At 62.6% G+C, this 20873-nt stretch carries 23 protein-coding genes and 1 tRNA gene; 10 read left to right on the top strand and 14 right to left on the bottom strand.

Going from position 1 to position 20873, the window contains the following annotated elements; genetic code table 11:
- The first annotated feature begins 81 nt into the window (after nucleotides 1-81).
- From hisH to CW354_RS07510, 5 genes are all read left to right on the top strand, one after another.
- The gene (gene hisH / locus CW354_RS07530; RefSeq protein WP_104829401.1) at nucleotides 82-726 is read left to right on the top strand and encodes an imidazole glycerol phosphate synthase subunit HisH; all 645 of its coding nucleotides are present in this window, start codon (nucleotides 82-84) and stop codon (nucleotides 724-726) included.
- Nucleotides 723-1454 (top strand): 1-(5-phosphoribosyl)-5-[(5-phosphoribosylamino)methylideneamino]imidazole-4-carboxamide isomerase, encoded by a 732-nt coding sequence (gene hisA, locus CW354_RS07525; protein WP_243396328.1) that lies wholly within the window; start codon nucleotides 723-725, stop codon nucleotides 1452-1454. Before hisH ends, hisA begins: the two co-directional genes overlap by 4 nt.
- A gap of 45 nt (nucleotides 1455-1499) precedes the next feature.
- Nucleotides 1500-3065: a CYTH and CHAD domain-containing protein gene (locus CW354_RS07520; protein WP_104829400.1), complete on the top strand. Its 1566-nt coding sequence runs from the start codon at nucleotides 1500-1502 to the stop codon at nucleotides 3063-3065.
- 66 nt (nucleotides 3066-3131) lie between these two features.
- Nucleotides 3132-3917, top strand: a complete 786-nt coding sequence (gene hisF, locus CW354_RS07515) for an imidazole glycerol phosphate synthase subunit HisF (RefSeq protein WP_104829399.1) — start codon at nucleotides 3132-3134, stop codon at nucleotides 3915-3917.
- Between the two features lie 12 nt (nucleotides 3918-3929).
- On the top strand, nucleotides 3930-4265 hold the full coding sequence (locus CW354_RS07510; protein ID WP_104829398.1) for a phosphoribosyl-ATP diphosphatase: 336 nt from the start codon (nucleotides 3930-3932) through the stop codon (nucleotides 4263-4265).
- Nucleotides 4266-4314: 49 nt separating this feature from the next.
- On the opposite strand, the gene CW354_RS07505 is transcribed toward CW354_RS07510, so the two are convergent.
- From CW354_RS07505 to CW354_RS07490, 4 genes are all read right to left on the bottom strand, one after another.
- Nucleotides 4315-6177: a M2 family metallopeptidase gene (locus CW354_RS07505; protein ID WP_104830047.1), complete on the bottom strand. Its 1863-nt coding sequence runs from the start codon at nucleotides 6175-6177 to the stop codon at nucleotides 4315-4317.
- 76 nt (nucleotides 6178-6253) lie between these two features.
- Nucleotides 6254-6802, bottom strand: coding sequence for a demethoxyubiquinone hydroxylase family protein (locus tag CW354_RS07500; protein ID WP_104829397.1), 549 nt, complete (start codon nucleotides 6800-6802; stop codon nucleotides 6254-6256).
- Nucleotides 6799-7350 (bottom strand): disulfide bond formation protein B, encoded by a 552-nt coding sequence (locus tag CW354_RS07495; RefSeq protein ID WP_104829396.1) that lies wholly within the window; start codon nucleotides 7348-7350, stop codon nucleotides 6799-6801. The genes CW354_RS07500 and CW354_RS07495 overlap by 4 nt, the downstream gene beginning before the upstream one ends.
- A 65-nt stretch (nucleotides 7351-7415) precedes the next feature.
- On the bottom strand, nucleotides 7416-8105 hold the full coding sequence (locus tag CW354_RS07490) for an exopolysaccharide biosynthesis protein (protein WP_104829395.1): 690 nt from the start codon (nucleotides 8103-8105) through the stop codon (nucleotides 7416-7418).
- A gap of 142 nt (nucleotides 8106-8247) precedes the next feature.
- On the opposite strand from CW354_RS07490, the gene CW354_RS07485 reads away from it, so the two are divergent.
- Nucleotides 8248-8332, top strand: a tRNA-Leu gene (locus tag CW354_RS07485).
- A gap of 63 nt (nucleotides 8333-8395) precedes the next feature.
- Here the strand turns inward: CW354_RS07485 and CW354_RS07480 are convergent.
- The 8 genes from CW354_RS07480 to CW354_RS07445 form a co-directional block, all read right to left on the bottom strand.
- Nucleotides 8396-8731 (bottom strand): zinc ribbon domain-containing protein YjdM, encoded by a 336-nt coding sequence (locus CW354_RS07480; protein ID WP_104829394.1) that lies wholly within the window; start codon nucleotides 8729-8731, stop codon nucleotides 8396-8398.
- A 77-nt stretch (nucleotides 8732-8808) separates the two neighbouring features.
- Complete coding sequence (locus tag CW354_RS07475; RefSeq protein ID WP_165793576.1) at nucleotides 8809-9885, bottom strand: right-handed parallel beta-helix repeat-containing protein; 1077 nt, start codon at nucleotides 9883-9885, stop codon at nucleotides 8809-8811.
- 14 nt (nucleotides 9886-9899) lie between these two features.
- Entirely contained in the window at nucleotides 9900-11189 is a 1290-nt protein-coding gene (locus CW354_RS07470) for a peptidoglycan-binding protein (RefSeq protein WP_165793575.1), read from the bottom strand.
- 219 nt (nucleotides 11190-11408) lie between these two features.
- Nucleotides 11409-11678, bottom strand: a complete 270-nt coding sequence (locus CW354_RS07465; RefSeq protein ID WP_207764713.1) for a sulfurtransferase TusA family protein — start codon at nucleotides 11676-11678, stop codon at nucleotides 11409-11411.
- Nucleotides 11679-11735: 57 nt separating this feature from the next.
- Nucleotides 11736-12485, bottom strand: coding sequence for a slipin family protein (locus tag CW354_RS07460; protein ID WP_104829391.1), 750 nt, complete (start codon nucleotides 12483-12485; stop codon nucleotides 11736-11738).
- Nucleotides 12486-12529: 44 nt separating this feature from the next.
- A complete protein-coding gene (locus CW354_RS07455) occupies nucleotides 12530-12856 on the bottom strand; it encodes an NfeD family protein (RefSeq protein ID WP_104829390.1) in 327 nt (108 codons plus the stop codon).
- A 4-nt stretch (nucleotides 12857-12860) separates the two neighbouring features.
- Nucleotides 12861-14453: an NfeD family protein gene (locus CW354_RS07450; protein WP_104829389.1), complete on the bottom strand. Its 1593-nt coding sequence runs from the start codon at nucleotides 14451-14453 to the stop codon at nucleotides 12861-12863.
- A 194-nt stretch (nucleotides 14454-14647) separates the two neighbouring features.
- The gene (locus CW354_RS07445) at nucleotides 14648-15868 is read right to left on the bottom strand and encodes a threonine ammonia-lyase (protein ID WP_104829388.1); all 1221 of its coding nucleotides are present in this window, start codon (nucleotides 15866-15868) and stop codon (nucleotides 14648-14650) included.
- A 98-nt stretch (nucleotides 15869-15966) separates the two neighbouring features.
- Here CW354_RS07445 and CW354_RS07440 point away from each other — a divergent pair, with 98 nt between their 5' ends.
- Entirely contained in the window at nucleotides 15967-17406 is a 1440-nt protein-coding gene (locus tag CW354_RS07440; protein WP_207764712.1) for a protein adenylyltransferase SelO, read from the top strand.
- Between the two features lie 3 nt (nucleotides 17407-17409).
- Here CW354_RS07440 and CW354_RS23335 read toward each other — a convergent pair whose 3' ends face one another.
- Nucleotides 17410-17547, bottom strand: coding sequence for a hypothetical protein (locus CW354_RS23335; protein WP_165793574.1), 138 nt, complete (start codon nucleotides 17545-17547; stop codon nucleotides 17410-17412).
- A gap of 309 nt (nucleotides 17548-17856) precedes the next feature.
- On the opposite strand from CW354_RS23335, the gene CW354_RS07435 reads away from it, so the two are divergent.
- From CW354_RS07435 to CW354_RS07425, 3 genes are all read left to right on the top strand, one after another.
- A complete protein-coding gene (locus CW354_RS07435; RefSeq protein WP_104829387.1) occupies nucleotides 17857-19140 on the top strand; it encodes a hypothetical protein in 1284 nt (427 codons plus the stop codon).
- 9 nt (nucleotides 19141-19149) lie between these two features.
- Nucleotides 19150-19587, top strand: coding sequence for a hypothetical protein (locus CW354_RS07430; protein WP_104829386.1), 438 nt, complete (start codon nucleotides 19150-19152; stop codon nucleotides 19585-19587).
- A gap of 96 nt (nucleotides 19588-19683) precedes the next feature.
- Nucleotides 19684-20007: a YbjQ family protein gene (locus CW354_RS07425; RefSeq protein ID WP_104829385.1), complete on the top strand. Its 324-nt coding sequence runs from the start codon at nucleotides 19684-19686 to the stop codon at nucleotides 20005-20007.
- Nucleotides 20008-20010: 3 nt separating this feature from the next.
- Here CW354_RS07425 and CW354_RS07420 read toward each other — a convergent pair whose 3' ends face one another.
- Nucleotides 20011-20862, bottom strand: a complete 852-nt coding sequence (locus tag CW354_RS07420; protein ID WP_104830044.1) for a cytochrome-c peroxidase — start codon at nucleotides 20860-20862, stop codon at nucleotides 20011-20013.
- Between the last annotated feature and the right edge of the window lie 11 nt (nucleotides 20863-20873).

Below are 20873 nucleotides of genomic sequence, written 5' to 3'. Positions count from 1 at the left end.
CTTTCCCCCGCGCGGTTTTCTTTGCGTCCTCGCCTCGCATTCCCCTTGTTTTGGCGCGCGGCGCGGGTACAAGCCTCGCCCATGGCTGAAACGCTGGCGATCATCGACTACGGCTCCGGGAACCTGCGCTCCGTCGAAAAAGCGGTGGAGCGGGCTGCGCGCGAGGCCGGTCTTGCCCGCCATGTTTCGGTGACCGACGATCCGGACGTCATTTGCAAGGCCGACCGGATCATCCTGCCCGGCGTGGGCGCCTTCGCCGCCTGCATGGCCGGGCTCGCCGCCCGGGACGGCGTTATAGAAGCGGTGGAGCATGTCGCGCTCATCGAGGGCCGGCCGTTTCTCGGCATCTGCGTCGGGATGCAGCTGCTCGCCAATCGCGGGCTCGAATTCGGGGGCTCGGAAGGGCTCGGCTGGATCCCCGGCGAGGTCGTTCCCCTACCCCATTCCGAAGCGTTTCGCGCGCCTCATATGGGCTGGAACACGGTTGAGACCGTCGAACACCATCCGGTCTTCGACGGACTGGATGGCGAGGTCTTTTACTTCGCTCATTCGTTTTATTTCGAGCCCGAAAATAACGCCCATCTGTTTGGCGTTACGCATCACGGGCGGCCGGTGCCTGCGCTCATCGGCCGGGACAACCTGGTGGGCGCGCAGTTCCACCCGGAGAAGTCCCAAAAGGCCGGCCTCGCCTTTTTGAGCGCCTTTCTGGAATGGTCCCCGTCATGAGCCGCAAGCTGACTTTGTACCCAGCCATCGACCTCAAGGGCGGCGAATGCGTGCGCCTGTTTCAGGGTCGCATGGAAGAATCGACAGTCTATAATGAAGACCCAGCATCGCAGGCCGCCGCCTTCGAGGTGGCGGGTTTTTCCTGGATCCATATTGTCGACCTTGATGGCGCCTTTGCAGGTGCGGCGGTGAACGGCGAGGCGGTGGATGCGATCCTGAAGCGCGTGGGCTCGAAAGCCCAGCTTGGCGGCGGCGTCAGGAATATGGCGGCGGTAGAGCGCTGGCTCGAGGCCGGTATGACCCGCGTGATCCTCGGTACGGCCGCCGTCAGCGATCCGGATTTCGTCATCGAGGCCTGCCGGACCTATCCCGGGCGCATCGTGCTCGGGGTCGACGCCCGCGACGGCCGGGTGAAGACCGAAGGCTGGGACGGCGACAGCGCCGAAACCCCGGCCAGCCTGGTAAAACGTTATGAAGACCAGGGACTTGCCGCGGTGGTCTATACCGACATCAGCCGCGACGGGGCGCTGGCCGGGGTCAATGTGGAGGCGACCGCGAAACTCGCCGAAGAAGCGGCCATACCGGTGATCGCCTCCGGCGGCGTCGCCGGGATCGAAGACATCAAGGCGCTGAAATCGGCCCATGAGAATATTGAGGGCGTTATCATTGGCCGGGCGCTTTATGACGGGCGCATCGACACCGCCGAGGCGTTGAAAATCGCCGGGTAGGGCCAATTGCCCTTTATTGCCTAAGTCCAGTAAAGTGATCTTGTTGTGGAGAATGAGGGCCGCGAAACCATGGGCGCGGGGCGGACCGAGTTTGAGCTGAAATTTGTCGGCGCGCCTGCAGATCTGGCGGCGCTGCCGAAAAGCCGTTTCTTTTCAGCGATTGCACCGAAAGACGGCGCCTGGGAGCGGCTTTCCTCCACCTATTTCGACACCGAAGACGGCGTACTGGCGAAGCGGGGCCGCAGCCTCAGGCTGCGCGAAGAGGGGGCGGACTACATTCAGGCGGTCAAGGCGAAGGGGGCGAACGCCGCCTCCCGCATGGAATACGAGGTTGCGATCGCCAAAGCCGAGGATTTCCCGGCCCCGGTCGGCGAAGAGGAGATCGACGCGCTCATCGAAGGCCTTATCCCCAAGCTCATTCCCGTCGCCGGCACGGCGGTGGATCGCTGGGCGGCGGAGATCGCCTACAGGGACGCCAAAATTGAGCTCGCCGTCGATCTCGGCCAGGCTGAAAGCCGGGACGGGGAGGGGCGCATCTTTGCGGGACCGCTGGCGGAGGTCGAGCTTGAGCTCATTGAGGGCGAACCGGCGGCGGTTTTCGATTTCGCCCGGCTCCTGACGGATAATGCGCCGCTGAGACTGTCCGGCGGAACCAAACTCGAGACGGCCCTGGCGCTGCAGGATCCGGCGAACCCGACGCCCAAGCGCGAGAAGGATAATATCGATCCCGAAATGAGTGCGGCGGACGTTCTCGGCACGTCCCTGACGCAGATTGCGGCGCGCCTTTCAGAGCTCCAGCCGGCGCTGATCGACTATCGCAGGCCCGAGGGCGTTCATCAGATGCGCGTGGCGCTGCGGCGCCTGCGGGCGATCGAGCGGATCTTCCGGCGCTATGTCGGCTCGGACGAGATTGCGCGGCTGGCGGCGCGCGCGAAGCTGATCGCCGGCGCCATGGGCCCCGCCCGGGACTGGGACGTCTTCCTGGAGGAGACCCTGCCGGCGGCTCAGGAGGGCGCCTATGCGCCGGAAGGCTTGCGCGCCCTCAAGGCCCGGGCCGAGATCGCCCGCGCGGCGGCGTGGCAGGACGCCGTCGCCGCGGTCAGCGGGCGGGAGTTCACCCAGTTCCTCATCGACGTGATGGCGGCGGGAACCCTGATGGGCTGGCGCGAGGACGCGAAAAAATCGCTCTTCCGGCCCGCCCGGGAGTTCGCCCCAAAGGTCCTCGACCGGGCGTTGAAGAAAGCCAGGCGGACCGCAAAAGAGGCGATTGGCGCTCATGAGCTTGCCGCGCGTCATCCTTTGCGCATCGCGCTCAAAAAACTGCGCTACCCGATCCAGCTTTTCCGGGGCATCTATCCGAAGACCCATCGCAAGGAATATATGGCGGCGCTCTCGACATTGCAGGACGCTTTCGGCGCGGTGAATGACGCGGTGGTGGCGCAGGGGCTCGCCGAACGGGCGGCTCGAGGCGAAGGCGCGGGCGGCGAAGGGCTGATGCGCGCCGCCGGCTTCATTTCCGGCTATAAGGCCGCCGAAGCGCGCGAGGCGGCCAAAAAGATTGACGCGGCCTGGGATGCGTTCGAAAAGATGACGCCCTTCTGGCGGGAATAACCCAGCGTTTTCCGGAAAAGTGGAAGCCGGTTTTCCGTCAGAAAACGCACAATACAAAGATCACGAATGCTCAATATACGGATCATCCCCTGTCTCGACGTCAAGGACGGCCGCGTCGTCAAAGGCGTCAATTTCGTCAATCTGCGTGATGCGGGCGACCCCGCCGACGCCGCCAAAGCCTATGACGCCGCCGGCGCCGACGAGCTCTGCTTTCTCGACATTTCCGCAAGCCACGAAGGGCGCGGCATCCTCCTCGACAAGGTCTCCGATGTCGCCGAGCATTGCTTTATGCCCCTGACCGTCGGAGGCGGCGTCGCCTCGCTCGACGATTTCCGGGCGCTGCTGCTGGCCGGCGCCGACAAGGTGGCGATCAACACCGCGGCGGTAAACAATCCCGACCTCATTAACGCCGCGGCGGAGCGGTTCGGCGCGCAATGCGTGGTCGTCGCCATCGATGGGAAACGCGTCGGGGATCCCCCTGATAATGGGCATTGGGAAATCTTCACCCATGGCGGGCGCAATGCGACCGGGATCAACGCCGTCGAATTCGCAAAAGACGTGGTCGCGCGCGGCGCCGGGGAAATCCTTTTGACCTCCATGGACTGCGACGGCGTCAAGACCGGCTACGACATCGCGCTGACCCGGGCCATCGCCGAGGCCGTGGACGTGCCGGTGATCGCCTCCGGCGGCGCCGGGTCGGTGGAGCATCTCGTGGAAGCAGCGAAAGAGGGCAAAGCCTCCGCCGTGCTCGCCGCCTCGATTTTCCATTTCGGGGAAATCTCAATCCTCGAAGCCAAAGAAGCCATGGCGAAGGCGGGGCTTCCCATGCGGTTTTCCAAGTCGGCGGCTTGAAAGGCGGAGCGAATGACTGACGCAAGCAGCGATATCGGTGCGGTGTTGAAGCGGCTTGAGGCGACCATCGCCGCGCGTAAGGGCGCGGGCGCCGATCAGTCCTACACCGCCTCGCTGCTTGCCGGCGGGGCGCAAAAATGCGCCAAGAAATTCGGCGAGGAAGCGGTGGAAGCCGCGCTTGCGGCGGTGTCGGGCGACAAAGCCCATCTCACCGCTGAAGCCGCCGACGTTCTATACCACCTACTGGTCATGCTGGCGGAGCAGGGCGTCTCGCTCGACGATGTCGCCGCCGTGCTCGGCGCGCGCGAAGGAACGTCCGGGCACGACGAAAAAGCCTCGCGCAAATAAAAAAGCCCCGCTTCGACGGGGCTTTTCTTTTTTCAGTTCGCAGCGGCGCTTACCAGCCGCAGGTGCGGTCCTTGTTCTGCTCTTCGAGCCATTCCATCAGCGGCGCGAAATATTCGACCACCGCTTCGCCGTCCATTTCCCGCGTGCCGGTGAAGGCTTCGAGCGCTTCGGGCCAGGGCTTCGAGGCGCCCATTTCCAGCATGGCGTTGAAGTTCTCGCCGACTTCCTTCGAGCCGTAGATCGAGCAGCGGTGCAAAGGCCCGGTCCAGCCGGCCTGTTCGCAGGCGGCCTTGTGGAACTGGAACTGCAGGATATGGGCGATGAAATAGCGCGTATAGGAGACGTTGCCGGGGATGTGGTACTTCCCGCCCGGATCGAAATAATGGGCGTCTCGCGCGACCGGCGGGCGCACGCCCTGATATTGCTCGCGCAAGCGCCACCAGCCGTCATTATAGGTTTCGGGCGTTAGCTCGCCGTCGAACACTTCCCAGCGCCATTTGTCCATGAGGAGGCCAAAGGGCATGAAAGAGATTTTCTCGAGCGCCTGCGCCATCAAAAGGCCGATGTCTTTCGATGCGTCCGGCTCCTCGTCGAGAAGCCCGATCTGCTTCAGATAGTCCGGCGTGATCGAAAGAGCGACCATGTCGCCGATCGCCTCGTGAAAGCCGCCATTGGCGCCGTTCTGGAAGAGCGGCGGCTGGTCCTTATAGGCGCGCTGATAGTAGTTGTGTCCGAGCTCGTGGTGGATCGTCTGGAAGTCGTCGGAGTTCACCTTGGTGCACATCTTGATGCGGATGTCGTCCTGACTGTCGAGATCCCACGCCGAAGCATGGCAGACGACTTCGCGGTCCCGCGGTTTGGTGATCTGCGACCGCGCCCAGAAGGTTTCGGGCAGGGGCTCGAAACCGAGGGAGGAGAAGAACCCTTCGCCGGTCTCGACCATCTTCTTCGCGTCATAGCCGTTCGACTTCAAAAGCTCGGTCAGGTCATAGCCCGGGTCGGCGTCGGCGGGCGCAACGAGGTCATAAATATTGGCCCAGCTTTGCGCCCACATATTGCCGAGAAGATCGGCGCGGATCGGCTCGTCGAGGGGAACGACATCATCGCCATATTGCTCGTTGAGTTTGGCGCGCACATGGCAGTGTAGCTGGTCGTAGAGCGGCTTGACCTGCTCCCAGAGCCGGTCGGTCTCGGCCGCAAACTCCGCAGGCGGAAGATCGTAACGCGCGCGCCACATGGCGCCGACATCCTCAAAGCCAAGCTCGCGCGCGCCTTCATTCGCGATTTCGGCCATGCGGGCGTAATCTTCCTTCATGGTCGTGCCGTCGTCATTTTCGGCGACCGGGATTTCGCGCCATTTCACCCAGATTTCCTCGAGTTTATCGGGATCGCGCACCGTGCCCATCATCTCTTCAAGGTCGACGCGGGCGACTGTCTCGCCGTCCAGTTCGATCTTGCCGGTGGCGTAGGTAGAGCCCATGCGGGTGTTGATGTCCGCAAGCTCTTTCGCCGCGCCCGGCTTTTCCGGCGCCGGCAGGTTAAGGCCGAGCTTGATGAACTCGATTTTGCGGCGCATCTCGGCCGGCAAGTCGAGATCGTTGAAGCGCTTTGCTTCATTGGCGAATTTAACGCCCATCTCGGTGCCTTCCGCGGCGACGCGCGAGGACAGCCAGTCGGTGTCGTAGGTGATGTAAGTGGCGTTGACCCACTGAATGCGCGCGGAATATTCGCCGAAATCACGATACCAGTCTTCGACGCGCGCGATAAATTCTTTTGCGTCTTCGACCGTCGGCGCGGCCGTCTCGTCGGTTCCTGATGGCTCCGCCGGCTCCGGGCTGCAGGCCGCGGCGAGGGCCAGCGCCGAAATGGCGGCGGCGGCGCCCGCCCGGCGCAGGATCTTGGCTTTTCTCATGAAAACTCCCTGAAAAGATTGGTTGGCGGCGATACTAGCCGGGTCCATCCAGGGGCGCAAAGGCGGCGAGCGGGCCTCAGACTTTTTCAGCGATGCGGATGGCGGCGCGACAGCCGAACCGGATCGCCGAGGACAAGAGGTTGTAGCCCGGCGCCTCTTGCGCGCCGTGGGTCTCGGCCGTGTGCTTGTGTTCGAGCTCGTCGTCGCGGAATTCGCGCACGGTCTCTGCGAGTGCGGGCTCGTCCGTTTCAAGCTCGCCGATCTGTTCGGCGTAATGTTTTTCGATGACGTCTTCGACGGCGGCGGTGCAGGCCATGGCGGCTTTCTCGCCCATCAGCGCGGTCGCCGCGCCCAGCCCGAAGCCGGCGGCGTTCCAGAACGGCGCGAGCAGGGTGGGGCGCACTTTGCGGTCGGCGAGAAGCGCGTCAAAGGTCGAGAGGTGATGGTGCTCGCCCTCTTCCATCTCTTTCAAGAGGGCGGCGGTTTCCGCTTTGTGCGTCAGCTTGTCGAAGACGGCGCGCTGGCCGCGGTAAATGGCGACGGCCCCATATTCGCCGGCGTGATCGACGCGCAGCATCTCGGCAATGCGTCCGGCGCGAGGGCCCGGCTTTTGCGGCGTCTTCATGCGGGGGCTCCATGCCTTGTGCGTTTCGCCGCGCGGGTTTCCGTCAGCGCGGCGAGGAGCGTCAGCGCGAAAAGCCCGGCCGACGCCAGAAGATTATAGCCAGCCATGGAGACGCCAAGAAAGCGCCATTGCACGTCTTCGCAGGAGGGGGCGTCGCTCTTCTGGCTTAAAGAGGCGGCGAGATTGTCGAGATCGATGGCGTCGACGCCGCCGCCGGCGCAGATCGCCGGGCCCGGCCAGTACCCGTATTCGACGCCTGTATGGTAAAAGGCGAGGCCCGCGCTGACAGCGTAGACGAGGGCCGCGGCGCCAACGGCGGCTGCGGCGCCGAGCTTGGAGCGAAAGAGGCGCGCAGCCACGAGCCCCGCCGCCGCCACGGCGAGCGCGGTCCAGTGCGCCTCGCGCTGGTTGAGGCACAAAACACAAGGGACGAGCCCGCCGACTTTTTCAAACAGATGAGCGCCGGCCAGCATCGCGCCGCTTGCAAGGAAAGACAGCCCCAGCACGCGCTCGGTAAAGGACATCCGGTTGAAGAAAGCCTTGAGCATGACGGCTGTTATAACCTTGATGCAAAGGGCCGGCCTCAAGACGGATCGTCACATCTTCGTGGGGCTCAGGCCCCGCCGGTCAGCCAGTCCTTGACGAGATGCAGGGTTTCCGCGCCGACAAAGATCAGCAGGAGCACCCAGATAAAGCCGATCAGCAGCCCGCCGGTCACCAGAACGCCATCGCGCTCGATAATGCCGAGCGCGGCGATGGCGACGCCGATGCCGGGAACCGTATTGGTCAGGGGGAAAGGCATCAGGATCGAGGCGATGGGCAGCAGCATCAGGCCGCCGATGATGCGCAGCGCCAGATGGCTCGTAACGGGCCTCAAGCGCGGAGTGGCGATGCGCTCCAGCCAGCCCCCGTATTTTTCCGCGCGTGCGAGCACATTCGAAAAAGCGGCGATCTCGAAACGCCGGTCATGGAGCTTTTGTGGCAGCCAGGGATGACGCGTCCCCATGGCCATCTGTCCGGCGAGCGCCAGCATGGGCAGGGCCACGATCTGCGGCAGGAGATAAACGAAAGGCAGGCAGCAGGGCAGGGCGAGGAGAAGGAGGAGGAAGCCGAAGGCCCGCTCGTCGAGCCGGTCGACGACATCGCCCAAAGCGGCGGAGGGGGCGGCTGTCGGAGCTGCAGCGGCGTCTGAAGACGCGGCGGCGGTTTCGGGCGCCGCGCGTTTCAGATCGTCGAGGATGTCATGGAGGACGCGGGTTGCGCCGCGCATCTTCTCTTTTGGGGTCGGACCGTTCTCGGTCATCTGTCTCACAATCGTCCGCCTGTTAAGCCATGTAGAGGATTTCGCCGATGATACCTAGGCGAGCCTTAACAAATCTTTCGGGAGCCATTGACCGCGCCTTCGCGCCACCTAATATGCCGCCCTCACGTCGACCGTGCTATGAGCCCCTCTGGCGGAACTGGTAGACGCGCTGGATTCAAAATCCAGTTCCTTCGGGAGTGCCGGTTCGATTCCGGCGGGGGGCACCACGCTTCGTCCTTCGGACTATGCGCGGCGCAAACAAAACTTGCGGCAAAACTTACGGCGGCGCCTCAGCTCTTTTTCACGAATTGCGATTTCAGCTTCATGGCGCCGACGCCGTCGATGCGGCAGTCGATGTCATGGTCGCCGCCTGTAAGGCGGATATTCTTCACCTTTGTGCCGACTTTGACGACCTGCGAGGAGCCCTTGATTTTGAGATCCTTGATGACCGTGACCGTGTCGCCGTCGCTGAGCGCATTGCCATTGGCGTCGACAACGCCGGACGCCGCCTCTTCAGCCGCCGTCCCCGGGGTCCATTCATGGGCGCATTCCGGACAGACCAGCAGGCCGGAATCTTCGTAAGTCAGGGTCGACCCGCATTGCGGGCAGGGCGGCAACTCGCTCATCGTCTTAGGTTTTCCTTTTTTGGTCGATTAAAAAACCCCGCCGGAGCGGGGTTTTTGTGTTTGGATGAAAGCAAAGCCTAACAGCGGCCCTTGCGCCGGTCTTTCTTGGAGCAGCGGTCGCCTTTGTTGTTTTCGATGGTGTTGTTGGTGATCTTCGGCTCGAGACCGTCGCGCACGAAGATCGAAAGCCCGTCATTGCCGACAATGTCATTGTCTTCGATGACACCGTTGACGCCGAACGGAATGGCGACGCCGTCGCCTGAATTCTGGGCGATTTCGTTATAGCGAACCAGCGAGAGCTTGGCGTATTTGTCGAGGATGACGCCCGAGCCCTTGTTGTTGCGGATCTTGTTGCCGATCAGCTTGGCCGAGCCATAGCCGGAGGATTTCACGCCCGAGTCGAGATTGTCGAAGATCTCGTTGCCGGCCACCACGACATCGGCGCGGCTGCCGCTCGCAATGTCGACGCCGACCTTGTTCTGCAAAATCTTGTTGTCGATGATGAAGCTTTGCGACAGGGAATGCGGCTGCGTGACGAAAACGCCTTCGGAGCCGGCGGAGATGCGGTTTTTCTCAAGCATCACCGTGCCGCCGTTGATTTTCACCGCGGGCTTGACGCCGGAGCCGAGGACGTCGCTTTCCTTCAGGGTGAAAACGCCCTGATCGACATCGACGCAGGCCGCCGCGCCGGAATTGATCTTCGCCTTGAACTGGACATTCGCGACGACGGCGTGCGCGGTTCCCTGTTTCGGCTTGAAGGTGAGGCAGGGCGCGTTCATCGGCGCGGCGATTTCAACGCCCGAGCCGGGGCCGCGGTCGCCCTGGATGAACACCGATTTATCGAGCTTGATGGATTCGTTGTAGACGCCGTGCATCACATAAACGACGCCGCCTTCGGCGACATCGTCAAGCGCGGCGGAAATGGTTTTGTAAGGGCCCGGTCCGTTCGCATCGACGATGATCTGCATCGGGCCTTTTTTGCTCGAGCCGCCGGAGGAGCTGGAGCTCGACGAGCCGGCGTCCGGCTCGCGGATCGGAAAGCCGCCCAGCGACTGCGCCTGAACGCTTGTCGCCGTGAACGCCGCCGCCAATAAGCCGGCGGCCATGGCGCGGACCGGAGCGGGGGCGAAATGGTTCAACTTCATGCGGTTCATCTCAAGATCCCCCATTACTGAATGTCACGCGTATATTCGAAGCTTAAACGGCGCAGCGCGTCGTTCGCCGGCTTGTAGCCGAGCGCTGCGGCGCGAGCGAGGTGGAAGGCGGACTTTCGCTCGTCCGGCGCCACTTCGTTGAGCCCTGTGGTGCCGTCGCGATAGACGACGCCGAGGGCGTAATGGGCGATGGCGAGATTTTGCTCCGCCGCGTCGCTGAGCCATTTCACCGCCTGCTGGCCGTCCTGCTCCACGCCGATGCCGCGCACATGCATGATGCCGTAGACATATTGCGACATCGGATGTTTCGCTTTGGCGGCTTCGCCGAAGAGATCGACGGTCTGGCGCGGCGTCAGGACGCCGGTCACCACCGCCTCTTTTTCCTCATCGCTCATGTCGCGGTCGCGGGCGACCTGGGCGTATTGGAAGCGGCGGATCGCCTCGCGGGTCGAGGGGCCGAGCTTGTTGTCGACGACGCCGGCGCGATAGCCGAGCGCGTTAAGCGCGCGTTGGATAAGCTCCACATCGATGTCGGAGACCGCTTCAAGCGCGTCCGCCATGCGGATTTCCTCAAGCTCTTTCTTGAGGCGCTCGAGTTCTTCCTGCTGGCGGGTTTTGCCCGTGTGTTCGGGCGGCAGGGGCGGCTGCCAGTCTGCGACTTTGTCGAGCGCGTTCTCGACTTCCTTTTTGTTCATCAAAGGCTCGAGGAATTCGTAAGCCGCGCTCGCCTCGCCGACGCCGCGCTCCTTGGCGAGGGCGTACATTTCAAGCGCCTTGGTGTTGTCTTTTTCGAGCCCGGCGCCTTTCTGATACATCTCGCCGAGACGGTAGATGTCGTAAGGGCTGCCGGCTTCAAAAGTGCGGGCGATCAGGTCTTCGGCCTTGTCGACGTCGCGCGAGCTCATGCGGAAGCGGATTTCCGTAAGGCGCCCTTCGGCGAGGATCTGCGCGTTGACTTCGTCAGCGGTGGGAAGTTGGTATGCGGAGAAATCGTGATAGGCCGCGAGCGTGTACCAGACGAGGGCCTGGACATTGTCGACCGGAATTTCCTCCAGCGGCGCGGCGGAGCCGCGGGCCGCTTCCAGCGCCTTGCCGGAATAGACGTCGCCGAGGACTTTTTTCGAGCGAATGTCGCCAGCAACGGCGAAGCGCCGCCAGATGTCGAGCGCCTGCGAATATTGCCCGTTCTTGTAGGCTTCAAGACCGGCCTCGAATGTCGCATGCGCCGGCGCGGCGGCGGCGAACGCCAGCACGGACGCGACCGCAATGCCGCCGATCAGGCGGCGCGCTTTTCCAAACAGCATCTTCGGATCTCTTTTCATATCCCCGCTTCCCCTACAGACTCCCCCGAGCCAGCATTCGCGACTGTGGCGTCATGCCTTCGCGGTCCCGGTTCGGCGCTTCACCGAGCGTCCGAGACCGCATTAAAGCACGGCTCGGAGCGTCCCTCCATATTAACCTTTACCATTTCTGAAAGCAAAAGGGCGCCCCCGCTCCGGAACGGATGGGGCGACGGCCGGAATTCAGGCCGGATTCGGCCCCCGCGTGACCAGAAAGACGCAAACCGGCGCGCCCGGGCCGCCTTCGTCCGGCCGGCGCAGGGCTTCGTGTCCCGCTTCCCGGCAGAAATGGGGAATGTCGAGCGCAGCGACCGGGTCGTCCGCCCTGACGAGAAGCTTTTCCCCAGGCGCCATCCGCCGCAGCCGCGCTTCCATGCGGATCACCGGCAGCGGACAGCGATAGCCGCGCGCATCCAGTTCCTGAATATTATCAATAGGTTCGTTCGGCATCATGAAAAACGGCGCGCCCCGGCCGGGCGCGCCGCCTGTCCTAAACCAAGGCGACCGGCATTACGAGCGCATGCGGTCGACGATTTCATTGATGGAGAACGGGAAGACGATGGTGTTGGTCTGGTCGCCGGCGATCTCCTGCAGCGAGTTGAGATAGCGCAGCTGCATGGCGCCCGGCGAGGTGGCCAGCACCTCCGCGGCTTCGGAGAGTTTCGCCGCCGCCTGGAATTCGCCTTCGGCGAGGATGATCTTGGCGCGCCGCTCCCGTTCGGCTTCGGCCTGTTTGGCGATGGCGCGGATCATCGACGTGTCCACGTCCACATGCTTGATCTCCACATTGGCGACCTTGATGCCCCAGGCCTCAGTCTGACTGTCAAGGATCTCCTGGATGTCCTTGTTGAGCTTGTCGCGCTCCTGCAGCATCTCGTCGAGATCGTGCTTGCCGAGCACCGAGCGCAGGGTGGTCTGGGCGAGCTGGCTGGTCGCCGCCATATAGTTTTCGACCTGCACCACGGCGCGCACGGAATCGACGACGCGGTAATAGATGACCGCGTTCACCTTCACCGAAACGTTGTCCCGGGAGATGACGTCCTGGGTCGGCACGTCATGGACGAAAGTGCGCATGTCGACTTTGCGCATGGTCTGGATGATCGGGATCAGGATGACGAGGCCGGGGCCCGCGGCCTTGCGGCCCACCCGGCCGAGCGTGAAGATGACCGCGCGCTCATATTCGCGCAGGACCTTGATGACGGCCGGCACGATAACGAAAAGCGCCAGTAAGATCGCTCCTAAAAAGCCAATTCCGGGCATGTGATTTCTCCTTTTGTCCTCGGGCAGGGACGGCTGTTCGCGTCTTACCCGGATTTTCTCGTTACGGACAATGTCAGTCCGTTGACGGCGGCGACCTTCACTTCATCGCCGGGTTTCAATGAGTCCTTGGATGTTGCGCGCCACAACTCCCCGCCGGCCTTGACATAGCCTTCGCCGCCGGCCGGGCTTTCGGTCCATTCGACGACTTCGGCGTGCTGCACGTTCATGGACTGTCCCATGCGATAGGGGCTTTTCCAGCGCATGAAGAAGAGGCCGTAGATTTTGGCGATGGAAATGGCGGCGAAGCCGGCGAGCAGCAGGATCGCCGCAAAGCGGATCGGGTGGTCCGGCAATCCGGCGACCTCAATCATTCGTTCACGCCTCTTTCGGCTGCAATCCGCCCAACAGACCGCCGGCCTTGGCCTGTTTCACGACGAGAACGAGGCCGTCCACTTCGATGACGCGCACCCGGTCGCCCTTCGAAAGCGGTTTGTCGCAGCGTGCGCGCCAGCGCTCGCCTTCGACGAGGATCCAGCCTTCCCCGCCGCTCCACTCGTCGACGACGCCTTCGCGCTTGCGGATGGCTTCGGCGCCGATCAGCGGCCCGTGGCTGCGCGAGCCGACGACGGCAAACAGGATGAGCGCGAGGAAGCCTCCGGCGATGGCGAGAATAGCCCCGATGACCGCGCCCGAAACGCGGAAGCCTTCAGGGAAGACCACAAACAGGCCGAAACCGAACAATAAGAGCCCCACAAGGCCGATGAGTCCGAATGTCGGGGTATAGGCCTCCACCAGCATGAACAGCGCGCCGGCGCCCATCAGCGCCAGGCCGAGCCAGTTAAAGGGCAGCACCTGGAAGGAATAAAAACCGAGAATGAGGCAAACGAGGCCGACTGCGCCGGGGAAGATCGATCCCGGATTCCACATTTCGATGATGATGCCGGTGGTGGCGAGCGACATCAAAATGACCGCCACATTGGGGTCGGCGATGAAGCTCAGGATGCGCTCGACGAAAGTCGCCTCGACGCGTTCAAGCCGGACATTCTCCGTGTTCAGCGTTTTCTCGCCGGACGCCGTCGTCACTGTGCGCCCGTTCATCTGTTTGAGGAGGTCGTCGAGGTCGCTCGCGACAAGATCGACGACATTGAGGCGCAGGGCTTCGTTCGCGGTGACGGAAACGGCGTCGCGCACGGCGCTTTCCGCCCAGTCGGCGTTGCGCCCGCGCTCTTCGGCGAGCGCCCGGATATAGGCGACCGCGTCGTTGATGGCTTTGGCGCGCAGTGCGTCGTTGCTGGAGATCGGCGAGGATTGCGGCTCGGCTTCCGTCCGGTCGACGGGCGCGCCGGGATTGTCCCCGGCCAGCTCCTCGTAATCCTCTTCGGTGACGCTCCGGTCGCGCTCGCGCACGGACTCAGCTGCGCGGTCTTCGGCATTGTCCGTTTCTTCCGCGCCGGCGCCGCCTTCGCTAGCGTCGGGATTACCTGTCTTTTCCGGGCTTTTTTCGATCCCCGGATCTTTCTCGTCGAACGGGTTGTCCTTCGACGGAGAGCCGCCGATTTCCACCGGCGTCGCCGCGCCGGTGTTGGTTGCGGGCGCCATGGCGGAGACATGAGCGGAATACATGATGTAAAGCCCGGCGCTCGCCGAGCGCGCGCCCTGCGGCGAGACATAGGTCGCCACAGGCGTTTCCGACGCGAGGATCGCCTTGATGATGGTCTTCATCGACGTCATCAGCCCGCCGGGCGTGTCGATTTCGATGATGACGATTTCCTTGCCGGCCTCGGAAGCGGCCATGATCTCGCGTTCGAGATATTGCGCCGCCGGCGGCGTCACCGCGCCGTCGAGGGTGAGGATGACGCCGGAGGGGGCGCTTGTGTTGGAAGGCTGGGCGAGCGCGCTGAAACCGAGCAGCGCCGCAGCGACGACAAAAAGCCCCGTGAACCCCCAAAGCCGCATGGATTTCGTCATATCGCCCTCGCCCCTTCGCGTACGCCATCAAAATAAGGTCGTGCGGGACAGATTCAACGAAAAAGCGGCGCGCCCGGCTGCAAGAAGAGTGAAACAGGCGTGTTTATTCTCTGCTGCACTGCGACAGGACTTGCGTGAGGATTCTCATACGCCTGTCGCAATCAAGAAAAGGATCGCGCGCCCCAGATCGCGCTCTAGTAAGAGGCGATCTCGACCTCGTAGCCCTCTTTGCGCAGATTCTGGATAATCCGGCCCAGATGCTCCTCGCCCTGGGTGTCGACGGTGACGTCCATGCAGGTCATTTTCGCCGGCAGGTCCGAATAGGTGCGGTGGTGGCCCACATCGGTGACGTTGCCGTCATTTTCGGCGATGATGCTCGCTACACGGACGAGTTGGCCCGGCATGTCGAGGAGCTGCACGCGAAGACGGGCAAGGCGGCCCGAGCGGGCGAGGTCGCGCATCAAGATCATGGAGAGGAGCCGCGCGTCGATATTGCCGCCGCAAAGAACGAGGCCGACGGTCTTGTCTTTGAACCGCGCCGGATCGGCGAGGATGGCGGCGAGCCCGGCGGCGCCCGCGCCTTCGACCAGGAGCTTTTGCTCCATCATCAGCATGGAAAGCGCGCGTTCGAGAATGCGTTCGTCCACAAGCACGATGTCGTCCACCGTTTCGCGCACGATCTCGCGGGTGAGGGCGCCGGCGTCCTTGACGGCGATGCCTTCGGCGAGGGTCGAGCCGCCCGTATCGCGATGGCCGCCGTCGATGGCGTTCAGCATGGACGGGAAGAGCGCCGTCTGCACGCCGACAACTTGCGTGTCAGGCGCGGCGTCCTTGGTCGCGAGGGCCATGCCGGCGATCAGGCCGCCGCCGCCGATGGGAACGATCATGGCGTCGAAATCGGGGCCGTCCTCGAGCATTTCGAGCGCGATCGTGCCTTGTCCGGCGATCACGTCCGCATCGTCGAAAGGATGGACGAAGGTGAGCCCGCGCTCCTTTTCGATTTTCGCCGCTTCGACTTTCGCCTCGTCGAAATCGTGACCGGTGAGCACCACTTCGGCCCCAAGAGCCCGGGTCTGGCGGACCTTCACATCGGGGGTCGTCACCGGCATGACAATGACGGCGGGCACGCCGAGCGCGCCGGCGTGGCGGGCGACGCCTTGGGCGTGATTGCCGGCGGACGCGGCGATGACGCCGCGCTTTTTGTCTTCCTCGCTCATGACAAGCAGCTTGTTGAGTGCGCCGCGCTCCTTGAAGGCGCCGGTATATTGAAGATTTTCAAGCTTCAGCCAGATATCCGCGCCGGTGAAGGCGGAGAGCTTCTCCGCATGGACGAGCGGCGTGCGCTTAATGCGGCCCGCGATCCGTTCGGCGGCGGCGCGAACATCTTGAGCGGCGGGCAGGCGGGCGGCGTCCATGGTATAATCTCTGTGTCAGCGTGTTAGGAATGAAAGCGCGGTTTTTCGCGCTCGCGAACAGCGTCGACTTTTGGCGCAAATGATTAAGAAGGTCCAGATTGGCGAAAGAAAATTATAAGCCGGCTCCGATTTTTGACCGTCTCGGGCGGGAAAATGGCGCTCCCTTCTACGATGCGGTGGAGGCGGCGGATTTTCCGAGCTGTACGCTGCGCTACCGCAATCAGCGCTGGGCGGAGAAAATCGGGCTCGGGGGGCTTTCCGAAGAGCAATGGATCGCTCATTTCGGCCGGTTCGAGCCCTTGCCGGACAATCTGAAAGCGCCGCTGGCCATCCGCTATCACGGCCACCAGTTCCGCACCTACAATCCGGATATCGGCGACGGGCGGGGCTTCCTTTTCGCGCAGCTGCGCGACGGCGAGGGCCGGCTGCTCGATCTCGGCACCAAAGGCTCGGGCAAGACGCCTTATTCGAGGTTCGGCGACGGGCGGCTCACCCTGAAAGGCGGCGTGCGCGAGGTGCTGGCGACGGAGATGCTCGAAGCGCTCGGTGTTTACACCTCGAAGACCTTCAGCCTCATCGAGACCGGGGAAGACCTATATCGCGAAGACGAACCGTCGCCGGCGCGCTCGGCGGTGATGGTGCGGCTTTCCCATTCCCATGTGCGTTTCGGCGCCTTTCAGCGTCTCGCCTATGAAAAGGAAGACGAGGCGATCGCCGATCTCGTCGACTACTGCGTTGCGCAATTTTATCCGCATCTCCTGCATGAGATGAACGAGGAGCGGGTCGCGGCTTTTTTCGAAGGTGTCGTTCAGCGCACTGCGCGTCTTTGCGCGCAATGGATGGCGGCGGGCTTCGTTCATGGCGTTTTGAACACCGACAATATGAACGTCACGGGCGAAAGTTTCGATTACGGACCATGGCGGTTCGCGCCGGTCGCCGATCCGTCCTTCACCGCCGCTTATTTCGATCAGACGGGGCTTTACGCCTTCGGGCGGCAAGCGGAGGCCGGCGCCTGGAACCTCGCCCAGCTCGGCGGCGCCCTGTCGCGCATCGCGCCGTCCGACCCCCTCAACAAGGCGCTCCAGTCTTTCGCTCCGGCCTATGAGGAGGCCATGGCTGATGCGTTTTTCCGGCGTCTGGGTGTTGAACATACTGGCGAGAATGATTTCGGTTTCGTCGCCGACTTCCTGAAATGGATGACCGAAACCGGCGCGCCTTACGAACAGGTGTTTTTCGACTGGTTCTGCGGCGCGCCGTCAGAGCCCCGCGCCGACAAAAGTCCAGCCGCCGAGCTTTACGCCCAGGAAAAATTCAAACCCCTGCGCGAGGCTCTGACGGCCTTCACGCCGGAAAGGCCGGAGCGGCTCAAGCACGATTATTTCACCCGCGCGCGCCCCGCGACCATGTTGATCGACGAGGTCGAAGCGATCTGGGTGCCGATCGCCGATGACGACGACTGGTCGCGTTTTGACGCCAAGTTGAAAGAGATTTCGCAGATGCGCGAGGCGTATGGTTTCGAGGCGTCGCGCTACGCCTGAGGGTTATTCTTCGGTGTGATGGCCCAGCCGCTTGAAACCGTTGTGGACGAGGCAGATTCCGACAATCGCCACATTTGCGCCGATAAAGCCGAAAAGCACCCATTCAATGAGGGTGAAGCTGGTGAAAATCTCAGGAGTCATGGCCAAGGCCTCCATCCGCGCGATGGCCCACTTTCCGGCCGAGAAATGAAAATTTTTCCTAATTTTTCAGGGGCTTTGCTTAACGGACGGGTAACCGGCCAAGCGCCTGTTCCGGCAGGCGGCTTCTCATGGAAACTCCTCAAATGGGGATAGGGCGGGCGGCGCCCTCCGCCCGTTTCCAATTGGTGAATTTCCCGTTAACATCCGCTCTTGCGCCCTTCTTGGGCGCGGTGAGGGGCCCGAGAGGCCGCGAGAGCCGGAGGGCGGCCCGCGCGGCGGATGAGGGCGCGGGGGAGTCGTGAGGGGCAAATGACGTCCGAAGTCGTGTTGATGAACCGCCAGGCGGTGGCGATGGCCGCAGACAGCGCCGTCACCATTTCCGGGGAGCGCTACCTCAAGACTTATAATTCCGCCGACAAGCTGTTTCCGCTGGTCGAGAACCAGCCGGTCGCGGTGATGATTTATAACAACGCCGAAATCATGTCGACGCCATGGGAGACGGTGATCTCGCTTTATCGCGAGCAGTCGCGCGGACGCCCGCTCGACACCGTCGCGGCCTACGCCGACGATTTCATGGAGTTCATCTCCGGCAATCCGGACCTCTTTCCGGCGGATCATCAGGATACGGAATTCTTCAAGGTCGTCGCCGTCGTCTATACGGTGCTCGCCGAAGAGTTCGATTACCAGGTTCAGCAGTTTCAACAGGCGCATCGCGGCGGCGTGCACGATCATATCTCGTCGATTTTCGAATTCGTGGTCGGCGAGTTACATGCGGATTACCAGCGCTGCCCCGACGACAGCCCGCGCGGCGATTTGCCGTGTTTCCCGAAAGGCATGGCCGAGCAGGTGCGCCGGCGCTATGGCGGCGAGATCGACCAGTTGATCCAGAGTCTCGTGGGGTCCTTGAAAAGCGAATATCACGGCCTTTCGGTTAGCGAAGAAACGATGAACCGCCTGCGCGACATCGCCGTTTTCGCCGTCGTGAAAGACGCGTTTTTCGAGCATTATACGGGCGTGGTTTTCGCGGGCTTCGGCGCGAAGGAAAAATTTCCTTCCATGCGCTCCTATCTCGCCTCTTCCGTGGTGCTCGGCATTTTAAAGCGCAAACGCGACCGCCAGGCCGATATCGGCGCGGATTCAGGGCCCGTCTTCCAGCCCTTCGCGCAGGACCGGATGATCCGCACCTTCCTCACAGGCATGGACCAGTATCTGCGGATGTTCGTTTACTCCGAAACCCTGAAGCTTTCGCGCGGGCTTGTCGCCGACATTGTGGGCCGCACGCCGAATTTGAGCGACGCGCAGAAGAACGCCATCTTCCGCGATTATTCAAGCAACAATCTCGCCGTCGCCGTGAACGAGTTCTTCCGCTCCGTCGATAATTATCAGTATGCAGTGCATACGCGCCCGATTCTGCGCGCCATCAATTCCCTGCCGAAAAAGGAGCTGGGCGAGACGGCGGCCTCGCTGATCAAGCTCAATTCCTTCCAGCAGAAAGTGATGCATTCCGTCGAAACCGTGGGCGGGCCCATCGACGTCGCGGTCATCACGCGCAATGGCGGGCTCGAATGGAAGCGCGAAAAGGCGGAGCTTTAGGAGACCGAGATGAGCGACAGGCTGAAACAGATCTGGTCGGGTTTTGAAGAAACCACCTCGCGCAAGCTGACCGGCCGCGGCGTCGACAATATCCCCGTGCCGCCGCGCGCGGATTATTCGCCGAAAGACGCCGCTTTCCTGCCGGAAAACTTCGATGCGCCGGCCTCGGCGGCGTTTTCGGCGCTGCGCGAAAATCTCTCGAAAAAAGAAAAGCTCTTCGCCGGCAAGAAGAAAAAGGCCGATGCGGCGCTTCCTTCCGAACCGGAGGATTTCGTCGCCGCGACGGCGTTTTCCGCCGCGGGCGACGATCTCATCCGCGGGCTGCGCGCCACGTCCATGCGGATCGAACGGCCGGAAATCGATTATTCCGTCTTCCTCGAATCGAAAGAGGGCAGGGCGCATTTCAAAAAACACAAGCGCCGGAAGAAGTTTCTCGGCCTCTTTTGATTGCGCAGCATCGGCGTTTTATCGCGCCGCGCCCATGCAAAACTTGAAGCCAGCTCGCCGCGTCCTATGTCGTGACGTCGGCAAGGGAGTTTTTTCATGATCGTCGCCACCACCGATTCCGCCCCGGGACGCGAGGTCCGTCAAAGTCTCGGCGTCGTCGCCGGCGAGGCGATTCTCGGCGTCAATATTTTTCGCGACCTTTTTGCGGGCATCACCGATATTCTTGGCGGGCGCTCGCAGGGCTATCAGAAGGCGCTGCGCGAGGCGCGCGATCACGCCATGCGCGACATGGAGGAGGAAGCGGCCCGGCTCGGCGCCGACGCCATTGTCGGCGTCGACATCGATTACGAGGCGGTGGACACCCAGAAGGGCGCGATGCTGCTGGTTTCCTGCAACGGCACGGCGGTGGCGCTGCGATAGCGCTTAGTTGCTGGCCATCTTGTCCAGGGGCACGCCTTTATACTCGCCGGTAAGGGAGCCCAGGAACGCAACGATGGCCGCGGCGTCTTCTTTTGAAAGATCAAGACCGAGTTGGTGATGGGCCATTATCGTGACGGCCGTTTCCAGGTCCGGCGCCGATCCGTCATGGAAATAAGGCGGTGTGACAGCAATGTTGCGCAGCATCGGAACCTTGAACATATGGCGGTCCGCTTCTTCGCCGGTGACATTGAAACGCCCATTGTCCGCTTCGGTCATCTCGCCGCCGCGGGCTTCAAAATAGCTGTCCGCTAGTTTCTGATAACTTTCCCCGCCGAAATAGGAGCCGGTGTGGCAGCTCGTGCAGCCGCTCTCGGCGAACAGCAGGGCGCCGCGTTTTTCCTTTTCGGTGAGCGCCGCCTTGTCGCCTTTCAGATATTTGTCGAATGCGGAGTCCGGCGTCACCAGCGTGCGTTCGAATTCGGCGATGGCCTTGGTGATTGTGGCGGTGTTCACTTCGCCATCGAAAAGCGCATCAAATTGCGGACGGTAGCTTTCGCTGGCGGCGACTTTCTTCACGACTTCCGGCCATTGATCGCCCATCTCCAGCGGATTTTCGACAGGGCCGGCGGCTTGTTCCTCAAGCGTCGCGGCGCGCCCGTCCCAGAACTGCACGAAATTATGCGCGGAGTTGTAGACGGTCGGCGCGTTGATCGGTCCCCGCTGGTTCTTGACGCCTGTGGAAACGGGGAGCCTGTCTACGCCGCCCGTTTCGAGCCCGTGACAGGTGGCGCAGGAGACCGTGCCGTCGCCGGAAAGCAGCGTGTCGTGATACAGCGCCTCGCCAAGGAGGGCCATTCTCTCATTGA

It is taken from the genome of Hyphococcus luteus (assembly GCF_002943565.1).
GTDB classification, from domain to species: Bacteria; Pseudomonadota; Alphaproteobacteria; order Caulobacterales; family Parvularculaceae; genus Hyphococcus; species Hyphococcus luteus.
Note: the sequence above shows the minus strand (reverse complement) of the source record. Positions and strands in the feature narration are given on the sequence as shown.